Source organism: Planktotalea sp., from assembly GCF_965659345.1.
In the GTDB taxonomy this organism is placed as follows: domain Bacteria; phylum Pseudomonadota; class Alphaproteobacteria; order Rhodobacterales; family Rhodobacteraceae; genus Planktotalea.
Map to the genome: position 1 here is coordinate 52,970 of NZ_CBFHVK010000002.1, position 19,156 is coordinate 72,125.

Sequence of the window (19,156 nt, forward strand, 5' to 3'; positions counted from 1 at the left end):
GTCACTCCTTAATTGAAAGACTTCTGATGCGCTCTGCACTTCTTGCTTTAATCATGGTGATCTGCAGCGCATTCGCCGCGATCGCACAAACACTTCAACCGATTTTACAGACCCATGAAGCCGAGATAGCGAAGCCTTCGCGCAATTCCGTGAGCGCAACGATTGATGATATTGTTGCCTCTGGTTTGCCTCAAGCGACTGATTTTTTGGAGCAATGGGCCGAGAAAAACGTGTGGCAGCGTGACGACGGGATGTTCTTTATCGGAATAGCAGAAGGCGATAGCATTTCGCTGACTGATATAGACACCCAAGCCACGAGCTCTGCGGCCAAATTAGATTTTAAACAGCTTAAACCCAATGGAGGCGTTAGGCGTTTGATTGCAACTGCTTTGGTGCAGTTTCAATTGATCGATCCTGATCTGTCGCGCCGCGAAACTGCTGTAGCCTCAATTGCTCGCCGCCCTTCGGCTGCGCAGCTTGGCCCGTTACTGGCTTCTATTGAGCCCGAAGTGAATGTCGCTCTGAAGGCACGCAAGATCCAATTGGCGAATTTTTTGTCTGCGCGCTTTGCGGAGGACGCTCAAGATCGCATCACCGCTATCAACAGCTTGTCCTCTGATACATCGGTAGAGGCCCGCGCTGTTTTGAACCAGATTTTGAATACGAAAACCGATGTAGCCAAATCCCTTCCAGATGGGAATATCGCGACGCAGTTTGATCCCATGGAGGCACCTGATGCATCATACGCCGCGTTGGTCGAGGCAGGCTTTGCCCCTGCCAAGCAGACAAGCGCAGAGATCAAATCAGCACTAGAAGCAAACATAGTTGATGGGCGTATCGGTGGGTTTGCGTTAACGCAGATGAATGATCCGGCAAACCGTGAGGCTGCTTACGCAGTGCTCGCAGCCGATGGTGTAGTTCCTGTTCTCATCACTGAAACCGTGCGTGATGCAGCGCTTTCTGAGCATGTATTTTACGAGATATATGATGAATCGAACGTTGAAATTACAACTGCTGCGCAAACCACATTGGATGCCGTGGAAAGCCGTGTTGCGACCGCGCAAACCGTGGATTTGACGTTGGATGCTTTGTCGCTTGCTTCTATCTTTTTCCTTGCGGCGATTGGTCTGGCGATCACCTTTGGCGTCATGGGGGTGATCAATATGGCCCATGGTGAGTTTATCATGATGGGAGCTTATACAGGCTATGTCGTGCAGCTCTTTATTACCAACTATACGCTGTCTTTGATTGTCGCTTTGCCGTTGGCTTTTGTGGTTACTTTCGGCGCAGGGGTGATGATGGAACGTTTGGTGATCCGCCGTCTGTATCGTCGTCCTTTGGAAACGCTGCTGGCCACCTTTGGTATTTCGATTGCATTGCAGCAATTGGCCAAGAATATCTTTGGCACGCAAGCCCGCCCGCTAACATCACCTGACTGGCTCGCGGGTGCGTGGGTGCTGAACGATGTGATCCAGATCAGCTATATCCGCATCGCTATATTTGTGCTGGCGCTGATGTTCCTTGGGCTGATTATCTATATCCTCAAGCGCACGCGACTTGGTTTGGAAGTGCGCGCAGTCACACAAAACCCCGGCATGGCGTCATCGATGGGGATTAATCCGGACCGGATCAACATGATGACCTTTGGGCTTGGGTCCGGCATCGCAGGCATCGCGGGGGTGGCGATTGGGCTATATGCCAAGGTCACGTCAGAAATGGGTTCCGACTACATCGTACAAAGTTTCATGACTGTGGTTGTCGGCGGGGTCGGCAACGTTTGGGGCACGCTCGCTGGGGCCGCAATGATTGGCTTTGGTCAAAAAGGGATCGAATGGCTAAACCCGTCAAACACATTGGCAGCGCAAACCTATATGATCTTGTTTGTCATCTTATTCATCCAATTTCGCCCCAAAGGCATCGTGGCCCTCAAGGGCCGCGCGGCAGGAGATTGATTATGAACAATTCATTCATTGCTAAAAACCCATCTGTGCTTTGGTTTTTGTTGGGCCTCTCACTTTTTACCGCGCTGGTGTCGATCATGAGCGAGGCGGCCGGTACTGCTCTGATTTCTACGTCGTTTCTAAAGACCTTGGGCAAGACTTTGTGCCTATGCCTTGTTGCTGTCGCAATGGATGTGGTTTGGGGCTATTGTGGTATTCTAAGTCTTGGGCATTTCGCGTTCTTTGGCATCGGTGGCTATGCAATTGGCATGTGGCTCATGTACGAGCGAACCAAAGATATTGTCGTCTCATCCCTTGAAAATAACATCCTACCGCCAACGCCAGACGAAATTACGACAGCGATTGGCAGCCAGATATTTGGCGTTGTTGGCAGTTCTGAATTCCCAGCGATCTGGGCATTCTCGCATTCACTCACATTGCAACTGCTTGCTGTCGTCTTGGTGCCTGGCTTGCTGGCTTTTGTATTCGGTTGGTTGGCCTTTAGAAGCCGTGTTACGGGGGTTTATCTGTCCATCTTGACCCAAGCGATGACCCTCGCACTGTCCTTGTACTTCTTTCAGAATGATACAGGTCTGCGCGGCAATAATGGCTTGTCGGGTCTTCAAAACATCCCTGGGCTAGAAGAGACTTCCCAAGCCACGCTGTCACTTTGGTTCTTTTGGGCATCTGCCGCGGCGCTGGGTTCAGGGTATCTTTTGTTTGCTTGGATGACCTCTGGCAGGTTCGGCTCTGTCATTCGCGCTATTCGTGACAACGAAGCGCGGGTGCGTTTCTTGGGGTATCACGTGGAAAGCTATAAGCTGTTCATTTTTACCGTCACTGCCATGGTGGCAGGCATCGCCGGTGCGCTTTACTATCCGCAAGCGGGCATTATAAACCCTGCAGAAATTGCGCCGATCGCTTCAATCTATTTGGCTGTTTGGGTGGCCATCGGTGGGCGTGGGCGGCTTTATGGTGCGGTGATTGGTGCTGCGGTTGTGTCCCTTATGTCATCTTGGTTCACCGGTGGCAGTGCGCCCGACATCAACCTTGGAATTTATGTGATCAATTGGACGGATTGGTGGCTTGTGCTGCTGGGTCTGACATTCGTTGCCGTTACTTTGTTTTTTCCCAAAGGCATCGGTGGCTTGTTTGATCTGCTCGCACGTAAAGGAAAACAGTCATGAACACGCTTTTGGAAGTTTCGGGAGTCAGTGTCAGTTTTGATGGATTTAAAGCGATCAATAACCTCTCGCTGCAAATTGCCGAACCAGAACTACGTGCGATCATCGGTCCAAATGGGGCAGGAAAAACTACCTTTATGGATATCGTGACGGGCAAGACAAAGCCGGACGAAGGTTATGTCATCTGGGGTGAAAAATCTATGTCGTTGCTCGGCATGTCAGAAAGCCAAATTGCGCAGGCAGGGATTGGTCGCAAATTTCAAAAACCAACAGTGTTCGAAGAGCAGACTGTGCGTGAGAACATCACGCTCGCGCTCAAGAACCCGCGTCGACCACTTGATTTGTTGCTCAATCGCGCAAGCGTGGACACAGAAGAACGGGTGCGCGCGATAAGTGATGAGATTGGATTGTCAGATGCATTGGATCAGATCTCCGGTGCGCTCAGCCATGGTCAAAAACAGTGGCTAGAGATCGGGATGTTGCTTGCACAAGATCCGCGCCTTTTGCTTGTTGATGAACCCGCTGCCGGCATGTCCACTATTGAGCGCGAACAGACGACAGACATTCTTGTGCGGGCCGCCAAAACACGCGCCGTCATCGTGGTCGAGCATGACATGGATTTTGTGCGACGCTTGAACTGCAAAGTAACTGTTTTGCATCAAGGCTCCGTGTTGGCAGAAGGCTCGCTCGATCATGTGACAAAGAACAAAGACGTCGTTGATGTCTATCTGGGGCGCTAATCTATGTTGAATGTTCAAGACCTCACTCTGAAATACGGTCAAAGTCAGATCCTCAATGGCGTTTCGCTTAGTGCGAAAGCGGGTGAGGTGACCTGCGTGATGGGTACTAATGGCGTTGGTAAAACCAGTTTGCTCAAAGCCATCGCAGGCCGTCACCCCTATGAACACGGTACAATCGAGCTTGATGGCGCGCCTCAATCACACTTGAGCGCGTTTGATGCGGCGAAAGCGGGCATCGCCTATGTTCCTCAAGGGCGCGAAATTTTTCCAATGTTGAGCGTTGTTGAAAACCTTGAGACTGGCTTTGCATGTCTAGACAAGGCGGAACATGGCGTGCCAGAGCAAATCTATGAGCTGTTTCCTGTTCTAAAGGAAATGGCTGCGCGCAGAGGCGGGGATCTGTCCGGTGGGCAACAGCAACAGCTCGCGATCGCCCGCGCGTTGATTACGCGACCTAAGGTTTTGCTACTTGATGAACCGACCGAAGGCATTCAGCCCAACATTATTCAACAAATTGGAAACGTCATTCGCATCCTGTGTGAGCAAGGCGATATGGCAATTATCCTAGTCGAACAGTTCTTCGATTTTGCCTTCGAACTGGGGGGCGAATTTACGGTGATGAAACGCGGCGAGGTCAGCTTTCACAAGCCCGCTAAAGGCTTGGATCGGCAGGACCTATACGATGCTGTGATGGTCTAGTCCGGTGCATTAAATCCGCCGATGCTGGCAAGCAATTCAACAATGTCTGACGCACCTTTGCCGCCGCGCAACGATGTAAATACAAAGGGTTTGTCACCGCGCATGCGGGTTGCATCACGCTGCATTACCTCAAGGGACGCACCAACATGCGGTGCAAGATCGGTCTTATTGATCACCAAAATGTCTGACTTTGTGATCGCGGGGCCGCCTTTGCGCGGAATTTCTTCGCCTGCTGCAACATCAATGACATAGACCGTTACATCGGCCAGCTCAGGACTAAAAGTGGCTGAGAGATTATCACCGCCGCTTTCGATCAAAACGATTTCAAGGTCGTCGTGACGCGTGCGCATTTCTGCGATCGCTGCGAGGTTGATCGACGCATCTTCGCGAATTGCAGTATGCGGGCAGCCGCCAGTTTCGACACCGATCACGCGATCTTGGGGCAGAATTTGCATACGCATCAAGGCTTCTGCGTCTTCTTGCGTGTAGATGTCGTTGGTGATCACACTGATCGACAGATTTGGGTGCAAAATACGGGCAAGGGCGGCAGTCAGAGTTGTTTTTCCGGCACCGACGGGGCCACCGATCCCGATGCGCAAAGGTCCGTTTTGTGAGGTCATAACGCTAGCTCCGAAAGACGCGTGAATATTGGGTTTCATGCTGCATTGCCACAATATCGGACATCCATGCAGAATTGTGCAGATCTTCCAGCGTTGCACCGCGCAATTGTGCAGCAATTTCACTGCACATAGGCTTCAGCGCAGTCTGCGTCTTTTGACCATCGACTTGCCCCAAAGGTACCAAGCGCATTGCTGCGGCGATAAGGTTGCTCATACTGGCTTGCAGATACATCGCAGTCGCGAGTTTGACATCCAAATTTAAGTGAGCGGCGGTCCGTCCTACCGCGACTGGATAGCAAAGACGCCCTAAATCATGCCCCCAAACGGCCAAAACAGTTTCGCAGAACGCCGCCCCTTGCAGGTCCGTTTCCAACAAGCGCTCTGAAGAAGACGCGAAGGCGCGCGCGCTGGCATCGACTATTGGATCACTTGATCCATAAGCTGCGTTTAACAACACCGCATCTGCGCGTAGACTGCCATTTGCCAAAAGGGTTTCGAGCCATGCTTGTAAACTTGCAGCGTCTGTGATGAAGCCCTCGTGGATTGCTGTTTCCAAGCCACTTGAGTACGCGAATGCGCCCACAGGAAAACTGGGGGAAAGCAGTTGGGCAAGAGTGAGAACATCAGTGCTCATGGGCGGTATGAACGTGTTCGTGGCTATGGGTTCGCCCGTGGCCGTAGGCGCCGCCTTCGGGTGTGAACGGCTCATTAATCCGCGTGATTTTTGCCCCGAGATGTTCAAGCATATGGCTAATCACAGGGTCGTCTTGGATCAACAAGCGCTCTGGCTCGATCTGGCAAGGGGTGTGGCGATTGCCAATATGCCATGCCAATTGAACTAAATCACCAGTCACTTGCAGCAAAGGCTCTTCAGCGGCGATGACTTCAACAAACTGACCATCGCTTAACTCAAAAGCATCGCCGTGATCCAGCGAAGTCGTATGTGCCAAATCCACCAAGAGTGTTTGATTTGCACGCGTCTTGATGACCTTCCGTCGCAGAAAGCGGTCGTCGTATGTCAGAACGCAGGATGACAAGGCATCCGACCAAACCCCCGCTTTACGGATCGTATTGGATGTAAAATCGGCCATTAGAACAAGAAATATCGCTGCGCCATTGGCAACTCAATTGCGGGCTCGCAGGTTAGCAGTTCGCCATCGGCCCGGACCTCGTAAGTCTCCGGATTCACTTCCATATGCGGTGTCGCGGTGTTGTGGATGAGGTCGGATTTGCCAATGTTGCGCGTGTTTTGCACCGCAACCGTTTGCTTCGCCAATCCCAGCTTTTCGCCAATACCATCCGCTTGCGCGGCTTCGGAGACGAAGCAGACGGCAGAGTGCTCTACTGAGCGTCCGAAGGCGCCGAACATCGGTCGTGAATAGACGGGCTGTGGCGTCGGGATGGACGCGTTAGGGTCGCCCATCTGTGCGCAAACAATTGTTCCAGCCATCAGAACCATTTCGGGCTTCACCCCAAAGAACGCAGGGTTCCAAAGCACAAGGTCGGCACGTTTACCTTCCGTGATGCTGCCGATTTCGTTGCTGATACCATGGGCAATCGCAGGATTGATTGTGTATTTTGCGATGTAGCGGCGCACACGGAAGTTATCGTTCTCACCCGTTTCTTCGGGTAAACGACCCCGCTGCTTTTTCATCTTATCGGCGGTTTGCCATGTGCGGATAAGCACTTCGCCGACGCGCCCCATCGCTTGACTGTCGGATGCGATGATCGAAAAAGCGCCCATGTCATGAAGAATATCTTCTGCGGCAATCGTCTCGCGACGGATGCGGCTTTCAGCAAATGCCACGTCCTCTGGTATTGATTTATCAAGGTGATGACAGACCATCAGCATGTCGAGATGTTCTTCAAGCGTGTTAACCGTATAGGGCCGTGTTGGGTTCGTGGAGGAGGGCAACACATGCTCTTCACCGCATATTTTGATGATGTCGGGCGCATGTCCACCGCCTGCGCCTTCTGTGTGAAAGGCGTGAATTGTACGTCCCTTCATCGCCGCAACTGTGGTTTCGACAAAACCTGATTCATTTAAAGTGTCGGTGTGAATCATCACCTGCACATCCATGTCATCCGCAACGGACAAGCAGCAATCAATGGCGGCAGGGGTTGTGCCCCAATCCTCATGCAATTTCAGCGCACACGCCCCGCCTTTGACCATTTCGACCAAAGCGTCAGGTTGGCTCGCATTGCCTTTGCCCGCAAAAGCAAGGTTCATTGGAAAGGCATCAGCGGCTTGCAACATACGGCCAATGTGCCACGGTCCAGGCGTGCAAGTCGTGGCCAAAGTGCCATGCGCCGGACCCGTGCCACCGCCAAGCATCGTGGTTAATCCAGAGTGCAAAGCGTCCTCTATCTGCTGCGGACAGATAAAGTGGATGTGTGAATCAAATCCGCCAGCGGTAAGGATGCGGCCTTCGCCAGCAATAACCTCTGTGCCGGGACCCACAATAATATCCACGCCGGGCTGTGTGTCTGGGTTGCCTGCTTTACCAATTTTATGGATACGCCCATCGCGCAGACCCACGTCTGCTTTGTAGATGCCGGAATGATCGACGATCAGAGCATTCGTTATAACCGTATCTACAGCTCCCGCAGCACGGGTCGCTTGCGATTGCCCCATGCCGTCACGAATAACTTTTCCACCGCCAAATTTGACCTCTTCGCCGTAGGTCATCGCGTTGGCACCGTTTGCGCGCTCAGCCGTGAGATCGCGCTCGACTTCGATGATAAGCTCAGTATCTGCGAGGCGAATTTTGTCGCCAACGGTGGGACCGAACATGGCTGCATAATCCGCGCGGCTTATTGAAGTGGCCATCAGAGGTCTCCCATGACTTTGTTGTTAAACCCAAAGATGCGACGCGCACCTGATATCTCGATCAAGTTCACTTCGCGGCGTTGACCGGGTTCGAAACGAACAGCGGTGCCAGGCGCAATATCGAGTCTGCGACCATGAGCTGCGCTGCGGTCAAAATCCAAAGCTGCGTTGCACTCGGCAAAATGATAATGGCTGCCGACTTGCACTGGGCGGTCACCCGTATTGGCGACCATAATCGTGATGGCCTCACGGTCCGAATTTAGGATCAGCTCGCCATCTGCGGGAAAAATCTCTCCAGGGATCATCTTCTTCTCCTATCGGATCGGGTTGTGGACGGTGACAAGTTTGGTGCCATCGGGAAATGTGGCTTCGACCTGCACATCGTGGATCATCTCAGCCACGCCCTGCATGCATTGATCACGCGTGATGACATGTGCTCCAGCCTCCATCATATCTGCGACCGAGCGCCCATCGCGCGCGCCCTCAACAACCGCATCAGTGATAAGCGCAATCGCTTCCGGATAATTCAGCTTTACCCCGCGCGCCAAACGCTTGCGCGCAACTTCAGCAGCCATCGCGACCAGCAGCTTGTCTTTCTCTCGTGGTGTCAGTTGCATTGGTCAAAGTCTCCAGTTTTTGGGCACGCCATCATCAGTGAGTAGGGTGAGTATTGGCAAGGTCGCGGTGCGTAGTGCAAAGCTATCAGCCGCTAAAATGCGCACGACGAGCGTTTTGTCGTTTAACAAGCTTGCGCCCGCGCTGGACGACAGTTTGGCGCGGACCTTATCAAGAAAGCTGGCCGCGTTTGGATCGACCAAAACAATATTTGCTACAGCGCGTGCACCATTGGCTAAGGCCGTTCTGCCAAGTTGCTCGTCGATATCACCGTCTAGTTTTATGCGATCAAGGTAGAGTGGCTGTGCGTCAAGTTTGATGGAAACGCGGTCGTCCAAACTCCCTGATCTCAACGTCTCGCCCGAGGCTTCGCGTCCGAATATCAAAGGCTCCACCATCAGGAATTTGGCACCTGCATGGAGGTCGACATCCAAGCGCCGTTCGAGGCGCGCACCCTCAAACAGGATGGTCTCTTGAGGTACCCAAAACATCTGAGCATTTTCATGAACACTCAACTTTGTTTTCATCGAGCCTTTTGCAATGTCGGGGGCGCGGTAGATGCGTTCAGCGGCTTGTGTCGTGATACTAAGGCTCGCGCCGGTATGCGCCACGGCAGTTGTTGAAAATTGATCGCCTCCCGTGACACCTCCTGCGGTATTGATGATGACCGCCTCGACATTGCCACTGCTGGAGCGCGGAAAAATAGTGCGGTAAGAGCCTTGTTGGCGCAGGTTTTTCAAGCGCGAGACGCCGCCTGACGATTGCCGTGCACTGATATTTAATAGGCCGCGCGCGCGTTGTAGCATCGGCTTGGTAGCGATGGGGGTGTGTGCGGTCACGCGCGTCTCACTAAAGTTACTTTTTGGCACTGTGGCGGGGTTTGTTGAACGGGGCAAGCGAATGGCGGTAATCTAATCTGTTACGCATAAATTTTGCACATCTGCACAATTTTTAGCCGCTTTGGTGGGTGTCACTTTGAGCTCCTCCGCTGTTGCTCTGTAAGTTTTTGCAAGCAATGGAAAGGCAGTTCATTGCCCTTCATGTCCTAGCGGTTCAGTGGATTCCGTGTTAATTTTGCTTCTCTTTAAATATCATAGGTGAATGCATGTCTGAGTTGACGATCCAATGTCCAAAATGTGCCAATGAAATTGAACTCACAGAACAATTGGCCGGACCGATGGTCGCCGATTTGCAGGCCACCTTTAACGCTGAGCTTGCAAAGCGAGAGGCGGACGCGGCGGAGGCATTGGCCGCAGCCAAAGCACAGGCCAAAGAGCTCGCTAAGGCTGAAACCTTAGCTGAGCAGGCCGCTTTACAAGAGCGGATTAAGGCTCAGGACGAAAAGTTGAAAGAAGCACAGTCAGCCCAAGCCGCAGCATTGAAGCGCGAACAGCAGCTCAAAGATAAAGAAGCAGAGATGGAGCTGACCTTACAAAAGATGCTGGCACAAGAGCGCCCTGCGATGGCCGAAAAGCTGGCGCGAGATGCCGAAGCGAAAGCCGGTTTGAAGCTGGCCGAGCAAGCACAGGTCATGGAAGGAATGAAACGCCAGATTGAAGCGCTGAAACAGAAGTCAGAACAAGGATCGATGCAAACGCAAGGAGAGGCGGCTGAAATCGTACTCGAGGAAACTTTGGCGGCCGCATTTCCTATTGATGAATTTGTGCCTGTGGCCAAAGGCGTCAGCGGCGCAGATGTGCGCCAAGATGTCATTGGGCCCAGCGGTAAAGCAGGCAGCATTCTTTGGGAAAGTAAACGCACCAAAAACTGGACGGCTGGGTGGCTGGCCAAATTGCGCGATGACCAACGTGCGTCTGGGTGTGAAATTGCTGTGATAACGTCACATGCGTTGCCAGAGGGCGTCGATAGTTTTGGTATCGTTGAAGGAATTTGGGTGTGTAGTCCGCGCTACGCGGTTCCGCTGGCCACGTCTTTGCGTCAAGGCTTGATTGATGTGGCGGGTGCCAAAGGGCGTGCGATGGGTCAGGAAACCAAGATGGAGATGATCTACGATTATCTGACAGGCACGCAGTTCAAGCAGCGGGTTGATGCGATTGTGGAGCGTTTTGAAGACATGCAAGACAACTTGCGCAAAGAGCGTGTGTTTATCGAAAAGCAATGGGCGTTGCGTGCCAAGCAGATTGATTTGGTCATAGCGTCAACAGTTGGAATGCACGGTGATTTGCAAGGCATTGCCGGACGCTCGATGCCGGAAATTGAAAGCGTTGAAGCGTTGTTGATTGAAAAGGATGGCTGAAGCAGGGATTTGCATGTCGCAGAGGGTGTCTAAGATCGGGCGTCTTGAAGTCACCGTTCATGTAAATTCTTGAGGCAGTTGAAATTGGCTCGTTTGGTTCGGTAACAACTTCGATTAAATATTAAGTTGGAAGCGCGACGGGCAACACGCCGCCAATCTTATGGGTGATAGCCTGTGCTATATTGCGTAGTTCTTTAGCGATTTGTGTCTCCAGCTCAGCGGTCATCCGCAAGGCCACTGAAGCGATCGCAACAGAGCCAACCGCATGACCAGTCTGCCCAAATATGGGTGCCGCCGTTCCGATCACATCATCTTCAAATGTTGATAGCGCCCGTGCGAGACCATTTTTGCGGCAAGTGTCCCACGCTTTTCGAATGTCGGCTTTGTTTGACGGTGTGTTTTGCGTGAAAAGTGAAAAGTCTAGCCGATCCAGAAGCTCTGTTTGCATATCATCAGGTAAATGCGCGGCGATAGCGATGCCAGAGGCAGTGGCGTGCCATGGAAGTGCGCTTGACGGTGTTACATTCACAAACAACGCGCGATCTGGATTGCTAATTGCGACCGTTACGGGATCACGACCAGCCATCAAGGTGCCGTGTGCTGTTTCACCGACCCGCGCGACCAAGGCATCCAAGTGCTCTGCAATAATTGATTCAATTGGAAAGCTTTGTTCCCTAATCTGCGCCAGATGGAAGGGGGAGAGGCCGACCCTATATTTGCGGCTGAGCAAATCTTGTTCGACGAAACCGTTGCGTTCTAACGCATTAAGACACCGCAGCGTTGTCGCCTTGTCAAAGCCTGATTTGCGCGCCAGCTCAGAAAGACCAATTTCAGGAAGTTGCGGCGAAAAGAAGCGCATAAGCGAAAGCGCTTTATCAACTGTTCCCATCATTTGCTTTGGCATAGGTTGAAAATCTTCGTTGGTACGGTTTCATCGGCAATTCGAGCGTTGACAGGTATTCTGGATCATCGCAAAGTTGTTGAACCAAATGGTAGCAATAGTGAACCGACTCCGCAAGAGAGCTTGGCGCTTTACCCTCAAATGGGAGAGATGACATGAAATATTTAACCTCAACTATCTTGGCCGCTGGCCTGACCGCAGCCGCGTTTGTGGCGCCGTCTGTCGCCCTCGCAGAATATCCAGAAAAGCCTGTGTCCTTCGTGGTTCCATGGCCTCCGGGTGATCTTGAGGATATTCTGACGCGGATGATCGCAGAAGACTTTCAAGCAGAATATGGTGTTGCAGCTGCGGTGGTGAATAAACCCGGTGGCGGTGGTGGACCATTCCCCGGTGCGATCGAGGTCGCGAATGCGCCAGCCGATGGGTACACAATTGGGTCTTTCATTATTGCGGTCCCAGTCGTTGGTCCGCAAATCGGCATTCCAGAATTAAATCCGAACCCGTTCGAGCCACTTGGCAATTTCTTGACATATCCGTTTGTGATCGCGGCGGGCGGCGATGCGCCTTATGACGATGTTGCAGGTCTTGCAGAACACGCAAAGTCCAATGATGTGGTTTTGGGACACTTCGGCGCGCCCTTGGTTCCGACGCAGGTGACGATGGGTCTTGCTAAGGAAATGGGCTTTTCGTTTGCATCTGACGCAGCGTTCGATGCGCTTGATTGCAACACGCTTGCGTCTGGTGATGTGGATGTGATCAACACAACGCTTCAGCTGATCCTGCCCTGCCTAGACGATGTTAAAGTCCTTGCTTCCATTGGGGCAGAACGCATTTCACTGACCCCTGATACACCAACGGTTGCAGAGCTTGCCCCTTCTTTAGATGTCGCGCTTTGGAATGGTCTTTTTGTTCATAAAGATACGCCTGCGGATGTGCGCGAAAAGATCATTGCAGTCGCACAAAAGACAGTGATGTCAGAGCGCGCGCAAAAGCTGGCCGCTGAGACAGGCGCATTGGTCTATTGGCAGGATGCTGCAGCGGTCTCATCTTTGATTGCGACCGACATTGAGACGCTCGCGGGCATCGACAAGATGCTTTCTGAGTAAGTATCACAGTTTCAAAATCGGGCGGCGGCGTCGCCCGGTTTTACCAAAGGCGCTTAGGCCTTTTGCCCAAAGACTTTCCAGAAACAGAGTTAATCCCATGTCGCGTGTGAAGACATTGCAAGAATTGTTCAAACGCTACCGACGTCCCGGTGACATCGTGTTTGCATGGATATTTCTGATTTTGTCGCTCTTTCTTGTCAGTCAACTTGATAGCCAAGCACCGTGGAAACCAAACGGCAAAACGTTCTCCCAACCCGCGTTCTGGCCCACTGTCGCGGTCTACGCGATGAGCTTTTTTGCGGCGTTTCATTTGCTGTCCTCATTTCTTTCAGAACGGCTCGAGGGGCGGTGGAGTGAAGTTTGGAGCTGGGTGAAATCGGTTGAGTACGCAGGCTGGTTTATGGCCTACGTGTCTTTGGTCCCCAAGCTTGGATACCTTCCCATGACCATGGTTTTTGCCGTGCTGCTTGGGCTGCGGGCTGGGTATCGCTCTGTTAAAGTACTGGGTTTTCTGCTGATCCTCGCGATTGTCATTGTCGTCGTCTTCAAAGGCTTTCTGCAGGTAAAAATTCCGGGTGCGGCAATTTATGAATATCTTCCGACTGCCTTGCGCAGTTTCTTCCTTACTTATTTTTAGGGGCTGACCTGTGGACGCACTCATCTCCGGCGCAGGGCTGTTGCTTGATTGGCAAGTTATCATTGCACTGCTTATTGGCTCAATTGGCGGCGTCGTAATCGGTGCCATTCCCGGGGTCGGGGCTGCCGTCGCAATCGCAATTCTTTTGCCCGCGACGTTTTCCTTGCCGCCACTGGTGGGGCTCACCATGCTCTTGGGGATTTACGGCTCGTCCATGTATGGCGGCGCGCTGCCTGCGGTTTTGCTCAACACACCGGGCACTGCTGTCAATGCGCTGACAACCTATGACGGCTTCCCGATGACCCAACGCGGCGAGGGGCGCCGCGCAGTCGCGCTGGCGTATTCTTCATCGTTCGTTGGTGGCATAATCTCGATTGTTGCGCTGATTGCTTTGTCTCCTCTGCTCGCGTTAATTGCACCGATGTTCGGCTCCCGCGAGATTTTTCTTGCGGCACTTTTGGGCATCATTTTGGTGGTGCTTGCCCATCGTGGACAGACATTTGCAGCAGGCATGTTGGCGGCATTCGGGATTTTGTTGCACACGGTAGGGCTAGAGCCCGTCAATTACACGCGCCGTTTTACCTTTGATCAAAGCTGGCTCGCGTCCGGTGTCGATTTGATTGTCGTTGTGCTTGGCCTCTTCGCACTGAGCCAAGCCTTCTTGCTTTTGAGCCAACCTGATGAGCAACCGCAAGCCACGTCGGTGCAAGGGTCTGTCTTGTCGGGTCTTAAAGAGTTGTGGCTTTATAAACGCGTCGCAAGTGTTGCGTCTGGGTTTGGTGTGATGATGGGCATGGTGCCGGGCGTTGGGGAATTCACCGCGCAATTCATGTCCTATACCTACGCGCAAAAGACGTCCAAAACGCCAGAAATGTTTGGCAAAGGATCCCCCGAAGGATTGATCGCATCTGAAGCGGCGAACAATGCCGTGCCCGCAGCGGCGATGATCCCGTTGCTTGCATTGGGCATACCGGGCGAAGCGCTAACTGCAATGATGCTTTCCGTCTTTTACGTGCATAATGTGATCCCGGGTCCTCAACTTTTTCAGAACCAAATGGACTTTGTCATGGCGCTTTATCTCGCGCTTTTGTTGCTAAATGTGCTGGTTTTGGTGTTCTTGCTGTTTTCAACCAATATTCTCACCCGCATCATTCAGGTGCCAACACGTTTGGTTGGTATCGTCATCCTGCTTCTAAGTTTCGTTGGTGTGTATAGCCTGCGCAATTCGATGACGGATTGCGTGATTGCATCGGTTTTTGGTGTGTTGGGAGTGATCCTGAAGCGGCTTAATCTGCCGTTGGTTCCGATTATCCTTGGAATGGTTTTAGGCGGTATTATGGAAGTGAAGCTGCGCTCATCCATGCCACGGGTGAAAACGCCGCTTGATATGATTGATCGCCCGATCGCGATGATCCTGTTTGCACTGATCTTGCTGGTTATCGCTTTGCATATCCGAACGTTAATCCGTGAGCATCGCAAAGGATGATTTTAACCTACGGTTGAGCAATAGAATGGCCTAGTTCATACAATCTTTGAGTGGCTCTATGATTTAGAGAACGAAAAAATGCGCAACGATGACGCGAAAGGGAATGTGATGACAAAAACGATACTTGTGATCGGGACATACGACACGAAAGATGAAGAGCTGCACTACATTTGTGATCGTATCGTAGCGCAGGGTGGTCGTGTTTTGTCGATGGATGTAAGCGTTTTAGGGGACCCTTCCAAACCCACAGATGTCTCCAAGCATCAGGTCGCAGAGGCGGCCGGATCCTCCATTCAAGCGGCGATTGACAGCGGTGACGAAAATACAGCGATGCAGATCATGGCGCGGGGGGCATCTGTCTTATGCGCCCAGCTTTATGTTGCGGGTAAAATTGATGCGATGCTTGCGCTAGGTGGCACCATGGGCACGGATCTCGCACTAGATTGTGCGCAGGCGTTGCCGTTAGGTGTGCCCAAGTATGTCGTGTCGACCGTGTCTTTTTCACCTTTGATCCCTGCAGATCGCCTAAGCCCAGATATCCAGATGATCCTTTGGGCGGGCGGGCTTTATGGCCTGAATTCGATCTGTAAATCGTCGCTCTCTCAAGCAGCAGGCGCTGTTCTTGGTGCTGCAAATGCGGTGGAGCCACCCAAATCAGACAGGCCTGTTATTGGTATGATGAGCCTGGGTTCTTCTTGTTTGCGTTACATGAAATACCTGCGAGAGCCGCTGCAAGAGCGCGGCTTTGAAGTTGCTGTTTTTCACGCGACGGGTATGGGCGGAATGGCGTTTGAAGCGCTTGCGCGCCAAGGATATTTCGCGGCCGTTATGGATTTTGCTTTGCCAGAATTGAGTAATTTGATGGTTGGTTCTGTGGTCAACGCAGGAACAGATCGCCTGACCAACGCAGGTGCGCAGGCTATTCCTCAGATCGTATCGCCGGGCTGCGCGGACCTGATCGATTTTGCTGGTTGGCAAGACATTCCAGAAGCATATTCAGATCGCCCCTTCCATGCGCATAATCGCCTGATCAAGTCCTCTGGCCTTTCTCCAGATGAACGACGCGCGTTAGTGCGCGATATCGCTGCGCGTTTGAAGGGGGCGAAGGGGCCGGTTCATGTCTTGATGCCAACGCAAGGCGTTGAAGAATGGGATAAAGAAGGTGAGCCCGCGTATGATCCTGAAGGTCTGTCAGCAATGGTCGATGAAATGAGCAAGGCCATCAAAGCGCCTTCAAAACTTACAATGATCGATTGTCACATCAATGATGAAGCGTTTGCGAACGCAGCTTTGACTATTCTGGATGGATGGATTGCTGATGGGGTTGTGACTGTAAATGCGTAACGTCCCAAAACCCTAAATAAGCGGATCTTTCGCCTAAGTGCCTCAACTGACAACGCGCGTTCATTTTACTATTGCCATGCCTAGACTTTGCGTGCTTTGAATGGCGCGTACCTTGGCAATAAAGGCATTGCGCGCTGCTGCATAAGGTCGGCGGAGCCTTTCTGCTGAGTGTGCGTTTGGCTTCCTTATTTTGACACGCGGCGCGCCGCATATGCTTTTGGGATTGAGCCATGCTTCACAATGATCAACTCGAACAATGGGACCGTGAACACTTCTTTCACCCCTCCACACATCTTGCGGAATTTGCACGCGGAAATCTGCCGCAGCGTGTGATCAAATCTGGCTCTGGTTGCTACATTGAGGGCCGTGATGGCAACCGTATGCTTGATGCTTTTGCGGGGCTTTATTGTGTGAATGTCGGGTATGGCCGCCCTGAGATCGCCGAAGCGATTGCCGATCAAGCCAAAGAGCTCGCCTATTATCATTCATACGTTGGCCACGGCACAGAGGCATCCATCACGCTGGCAAAAATGGTGCTTGATCGCGCGCCGGATCATATGTCGAAAGTCTACTTCGGCCTGTCCGGCTCGGATGCGAACGAAACCAACATCAAATTGATCTGGTATTACAACAACATCCTTGGTCGCCCTGAGAAAAAGAAAATCATCTCGCGGTGGCGTGGCTATCACGGCTCCGGACTGATGACAGGGTCGTTGACGGGGTTGGAACTTTTTCACAAGAAGTTTGACCTGCCATTGGCACAGGTTACGCACACTGTTGCGCCTGACTATTTCCGCCGCGATGATCTGGCGCAAAGCGAGAGTGCGTTTGTCGCGCATTGTGTTGCAGAGCTTGAAGCGCAAATTGCACATGAGGGCGCAGAAACTATTGCGGCGTTCATTGGCGAACCAGTCCTTGGGACGGGCGGCATTGTACCACCCCCGGCAGGCTATTGGCCCGCGATCCAAGCGGTGTTGGACAAACACGATATTTTGCTCATCGCGGATGAGGTCGTCACAGGTTTCGGCCGCCTTGGTTCAATGTTTGGCTCTGATCATTATGGCATGCGCCCTGATCTTATCACCATTGCAAAGGGTCTAACCTCCGCATACGCGCCTTTGTCAGGCTCGATTGTCTCTGACAAGATGTGGAAAGTTCTAGAGCAAGGAACCGATGAAAATGGCCCCATCGGTCATGGGTGGACCTATTCCGCACATCCGATTGGCGCGGCGGCTGGGGTTGCTAATTTGCAGTTGATCGACACGTTGAACCTCGTCGAAAACGCAGGCAGCGTTGGGACCTATCTCAACGACGCAATGAAAACGGCACTGGGCGATCATCCAAACGTCGGTGATATTCGCGGCGAGGGTATGATTTGTGCGGTAGAACTTGTCAGCGATAAGGACTCACGCACGTTCTTTGATGCTGCTGACAAAATTGGTCCGCAAATCGCGGCCAAAATGCTTGAGCAAAGCAACGTGATCGCGCGCGCGATGCCGCAAGGGGACATCATTGGCTTTGCGCCGCCGTTTTGCCTCACACGCGAGGAAGCAGATACCGTTGTCGCCGCAACTCTGCGCGCTGTCACGTCGGTTTTAGGATAGGAACTCAGATGACACAAAGCAAAGCACCCTTCGCAATTGCAGAGTATGAAGCCCGCCTCGCTAAAACCCGCGCAGCAATGGCAAAAGCAGGGCTTGATGCGGTTTTCGTCACAGACCCATCGAACCAAGCATGGCTGACGGGGTATGATGGCTGGTCTTTTTATGTGCACCAAGGAGTCATTGTGACCGCAGATGGTCCGCCAATCTGGTGGGGTCGGCACATGGATATGCTTGGTGGACGGCGCACCTGTTGGATGAGCCACGAGTACATCATCGGTTACGGGGATCACTACGTTCAGTCGACTGAAATCCACCCGATGCAAGACCTTGCTGAGCGTTTGAAAGACCTTGGGCTAGAGCGCGCGCGCATTGGCGTGGAGATGGAGAATTACTACTACTCTGCAAAAGCCCATGCTGTGCTTACGACAGAGATGTCAGAGGCGACGCTCGTCGATGCGACGGCCTTGGTGAACTGGCAGCGCTTGGTTAAATCGGACGCTGAGATCGGTTTTATACGCAAAGCTGCGCGTATTTCAGAAAAGGTGATCCAAACTGCGATAGCGCGGGCGGCACCCGGCGTGCGCAAGAACGACCTTGTCGCTGACATTATGCACGCAGGAATTACCGGTGTAGACGATGATTGGGGTGATTATCCCGCGATCCTACCGCTCACGCCCTCAGGATTGGATGCGACGGCCGCGCATCTCACGTGGGACGGCGCACCGATGCAAACGGGGGAAGCGACGTTTTTCGAGCTCTCAGGATGTTATCGCCGCTACCATGCGCCGTTGTGCAGAACCATCTACTTGGGCACGCCTCTTGATGACATGCGCCGCGTGGAAGCGGCGCAGATGGAGGGCATCGAAGCTGGCTTAAACGCCGCGCGTGCTGGTAATCGCACCTGTGATATCGCCAATGCCTTTATGGCGGTGATGGGCAAGCATGGCATCGAACGCTCTGGTCGCATGGGGTATCCGATTGGATTAAGCTATCCACCTGATTGGGGTGAGCGCACAGCGTCTATCCGCACCGAAGATCAGACGGTTTTGCAGGCGGGAATGATCTTTCATTTTATGCCCGCTCTTTGGATGGACACTTGGGGGCTCGAGACGACAGAAACGATCCTTATTCGCGAAGACGGTGCCGCCGAAACGCTCTGCGAAGTTGAGCGAAAGCTCTTTGTGAAGGACTGA

The 19,156-nt window shown here is 52.6% G+C and carries 19 protein-coding genes; 11 read left to right on the forward strand and 8 right to left on the reverse strand.

The genetic code is table 11. From position 1 onward, the window contains the following. Positions 1-26: 26 nt before the first annotated feature. From urtB to urtE, 4 genes are read left to right on the forward strand one after another with little or no spacing between them, the layout of a single operon-like run. Positions 27-1,952: an urea ABC transporter permease subunit UrtB gene (gene urtB / locus ACTG3Z_RS01710; RefSeq protein ID WP_439140919.1), complete on the forward strand. Its 1,926-nt coding sequence runs from the start codon at positions 27-29 to the stop codon at positions 1,950-1,952. Positions 1,953-1,954: 2 nt separating this feature from the next. Beyond that, positions 1,955-3,127, forward strand: a complete 1,173-nt coding sequence (gene urtC, locus ACTG3Z_RS01715; protein WP_439140920.1) for an urea ABC transporter permease subunit UrtC — start codon at positions 1,955-1,957, stop codon at positions 3,125-3,127. After that, a complete protein-coding gene (urtD, locus tag ACTG3Z_RS01720; protein WP_439140921.1) occupies positions 3,124-3,864 on the forward strand; it encodes an urea ABC transporter ATP-binding protein UrtD in 741 nt (246 codons plus the stop codon). Before urtC ends, urtD begins: the two co-directional genes overlap by 4 nt. Before the next feature lie 3 nt (positions 3,865-3,867). Continuing rightward, on the forward strand, positions 3,868-4,563 hold the full coding sequence (gene urtE / locus ACTG3Z_RS01725; protein WP_439140922.1) for an urea ABC transporter ATP-binding subunit UrtE: 696 nt from the start codon (positions 3,868-3,870) through the stop codon (positions 4,561-4,563). On the opposite strand, the gene ureG is transcribed toward urtE, so the two are convergent. The 7 genes from ureG to ACTG3Z_RS01760 are packed head-to-tail and all read right to left on the reverse strand — an operon-like array spanning position 4,560 to position 9,467. Further along, complete coding sequence (gene ureG, locus ACTG3Z_RS01730) at positions 4,560-5,183, reverse strand: urease accessory protein UreG (protein WP_439140923.1); 624 nt, start codon at positions 5,181-5,183, stop codon at positions 4,560-4,562. The two genes, urtE and ureG, sit on opposite strands and share 4 nt — an antisense overlap. 4 nt (positions 5,184-5,187) lie before the next feature. Beyond that, positions 5,188-5,817: an urease accessory protein UreF gene (locus ACTG3Z_RS01735; RefSeq protein WP_439140924.1), complete on the reverse strand. Its 630-nt coding sequence runs from the start codon at positions 5,815-5,817 to the stop codon at positions 5,188-5,190. Then, positions 5,807-6,274, reverse strand: coding sequence for an urease accessory protein UreE (locus ACTG3Z_RS01740; protein ID WP_439140925.1), 468 nt, complete (start codon positions 6,272-6,274; stop codon positions 5,807-5,809). The genes ACTG3Z_RS01735 and ACTG3Z_RS01740 overlap by 11 nt, the downstream gene beginning before the upstream one ends. Beyond that, positions 6,274-8,013 carry an urease subunit alpha gene (gene ureC, locus ACTG3Z_RS01745; RefSeq protein ID WP_439140926.1) on the reverse strand — a complete coding sequence of 580 codons (1,740 nt, stop codon included), beginning with the start codon at positions 8,011-8,013 and terminating at the stop codon, positions 6,274-6,276. The genes ACTG3Z_RS01740 and ureC overlap by 1 nt, the downstream gene beginning before the upstream one ends. Further along, on the reverse strand, positions 8,013-8,318 hold the full coding sequence (locus ACTG3Z_RS01750; protein WP_439140927.1) for an urease subunit beta: 306 nt from the start codon (positions 8,316-8,318) through the stop codon (positions 8,013-8,015). Before ACTG3Z_RS01750 ends, ureC begins: the two co-directional genes overlap by 1 nt. A 9-nt stretch (positions 8,319-8,327) precedes the next feature. Beyond that, positions 8,328-8,630 carry an urease subunit gamma gene (locus tag ACTG3Z_RS01755; RefSeq protein ID WP_375264889.1) on the reverse strand — a complete coding sequence of 101 codons (303 nt, stop codon included), beginning with the start codon at positions 8,628-8,630 and terminating at the stop codon, positions 8,328-8,330. Between the two features lie 3 nt (positions 8,631-8,633). Next, a complete protein-coding gene (locus ACTG3Z_RS01760; RefSeq protein ID WP_439140928.1) occupies positions 8,634-9,467 on the reverse strand; it encodes an urease accessory protein UreD in 834 nt (277 codons plus the stop codon). Positions 9,468-9,733: 266 nt separating this feature from the next. On the opposite strand from ACTG3Z_RS01760, the gene ACTG3Z_RS01765 reads away from it, so the two are divergent. Further along, on the forward strand, positions 9,734-10,885 hold the full coding sequence (locus ACTG3Z_RS01765; protein ID WP_439140929.1) for a DUF2130 domain-containing protein: 1,152 nt from the start codon (positions 9,734-9,736) through the stop codon (positions 10,883-10,885). A 121-nt stretch (positions 10,886-11,006) separates the two neighbouring features. On the opposite strand, the gene ACTG3Z_RS01770 is transcribed toward ACTG3Z_RS01765, so the two are convergent. Continuing rightward, positions 11,007-11,789 (reverse strand): IclR family transcriptional regulator, encoded by a 783-nt coding sequence (locus tag ACTG3Z_RS01770; RefSeq protein ID WP_439140930.1) that lies wholly within the window; start codon positions 11,787-11,789, stop codon positions 11,007-11,009. A 152-nt stretch (positions 11,790-11,941) separates the two neighbouring features. On the opposite strand from ACTG3Z_RS01770, the gene ACTG3Z_RS01775 reads away from it, so the two are divergent. From ACTG3Z_RS01775 to ACTG3Z_RS01800, 6 genes are all read left to right on the forward strand, one after another. Then, entirely contained in the window at positions 11,942-12,892 is a 951-nt protein-coding gene (locus ACTG3Z_RS01775; RefSeq protein ID WP_439140931.1) for a tripartite tricarboxylate transporter substrate-binding protein, read from the forward strand. A 97-nt stretch (positions 12,893-12,989) separates the two neighbouring features. Continuing rightward, positions 12,990-13,529 (forward strand): tripartite tricarboxylate transporter TctB family protein, encoded by a 540-nt coding sequence (locus tag ACTG3Z_RS01780; RefSeq protein ID WP_439140932.1) that lies wholly within the window; start codon positions 12,990-12,992, stop codon positions 13,527-13,529. Between the two features lie 10 nt (positions 13,530-13,539). Further along, a complete protein-coding gene (locus ACTG3Z_RS01785; protein WP_439140933.1) occupies positions 13,540-15,015 on the forward strand; it encodes a tripartite tricarboxylate transporter permease in 1,476 nt (491 codons plus the stop codon). A gap of 105 nt (positions 15,016-15,120) precedes the next feature. Then, a complete protein-coding gene (locus tag ACTG3Z_RS01790; RefSeq protein WP_439141082.1) occupies positions 15,121-16,359 on the forward strand; it encodes a Tm-1-like ATP-binding domain-containing protein in 1,239 nt (412 codons plus the stop codon). Between the two features lie 230 nt (positions 16,360-16,589). Further along, positions 16,590-17,963, forward strand: coding sequence for an aspartate aminotransferase family protein (locus tag ACTG3Z_RS01795; protein ID WP_439140934.1), 1,374 nt, complete (start codon positions 16,590-16,592; stop codon positions 17,961-17,963). Between the two features lie 8 nt (positions 17,964-17,971). Further along, positions 17,972-19,156: a M24 family metallopeptidase gene (locus tag ACTG3Z_RS01800; protein WP_439140935.1), complete on the forward strand. Its 1,185-nt coding sequence runs from the start codon at positions 17,972-17,974 to the stop codon at positions 19,154-19,156.

Bases quoted from the DNA above. Each gene is read 5' to 3' on its own strand.
- ACTG3Z_RS01800 (WP_439140935.1), top strand. From the start codon at position 17,972: ATGACACAAAGCAAAGCACCCTTCGCAATTGCAGAGTATGAAGCCCGC.
- ureC (WP_439140926.1), bottom strand. From the start codon at position 8,013: ATGGCCACTTCAATAAGCCGCGCGGATTATGCAGCCATGTTCGGTCCC.
- ACTG3Z_RS01795 (WP_439140934.1), top strand. From the start codon at position 16,590: ATGCTTCACAATGATCAACTCGAACAATGGGACCGTGAACACTTCTTT.
- ACTG3Z_RS01755 (WP_375264889.1), bottom strand. From the start codon at position 8,630: ATGCAACTGACACCACGAGAGAAAGACAAGCTGCTGGTCGCGATGGCT.
- ACTG3Z_RS01780 (WP_439140932.1), top strand. From the start codon at position 12,990: ATGTCGCGTGTGAAGACATTGCAAGAATTGTTCAAACGCTACCGACGT.
- ACTG3Z_RS01750 (WP_439140927.1), bottom strand. From the start codon at position 8,318: ATGATCCCTGGAGAGATTTTTCCCGCAGATGGCGAGCTGATCCTAAAT.
- ureG (WP_439140923.1), bottom strand. From the start codon at position 5,183: ATGACCTCACAAAACGGACCTTTGCGCATCGGGATCGGTGGCCCCGTC.
- ACTG3Z_RS01735 (WP_439140924.1), bottom strand. From the start codon at position 5,817: ATGAGCACTGATGTTCTCACTCTTGCCCAACTGCTTTCCCCCAGTTTT.
- urtE (WP_439140922.1), top strand. From the start codon at position 3,868: ATGTTGAATGTTCAAGACCTCACTCTGAAATACGGTCAAAGTCAGATC.
- urtB (WP_439140919.1), top strand. From the start codon at position 27: ATGCGCTCTGCACTTCTTGCTTTAATCATGGTGATCTGCAGCGCATTC.
- urtD (WP_439140921.1), top strand. From the start codon at position 3,124: ATGAACACGCTTTTGGAAGTTTCGGGAGTCAGTGTCAGTTTTGATGGA.
- ACTG3Z_RS01775 (WP_439140931.1), top strand. From the start codon at position 11,942: ATGAAATATTTAACCTCAACTATCTTGGCCGCTGGCCTGACCGCAGCC.
- ACTG3Z_RS01740 (WP_439140925.1), bottom strand. From the start codon at position 6,274: ATGGCCGATTTTACATCCAATACGATCCGTAAAGCGGGGGTTTGGTCG.
- ACTG3Z_RS01765 (WP_439140929.1), top strand. From the start codon at position 9,734: ATGTCTGAGTTGACGATCCAATGTCCAAAATGTGCCAATGAAATTGAA.
- ACTG3Z_RS01770 (WP_439140930.1), bottom strand. From the start codon at position 11,789: ATGCCAAAGCAAATGATGGGAACAGTTGATAAAGCGCTTTCGCTTATG.
- urtC (WP_439140920.1), top strand. From the start codon at position 1,955: ATGAACAATTCATTCATTGCTAAAAACCCATCTGTGCTTTGGTTTTTG.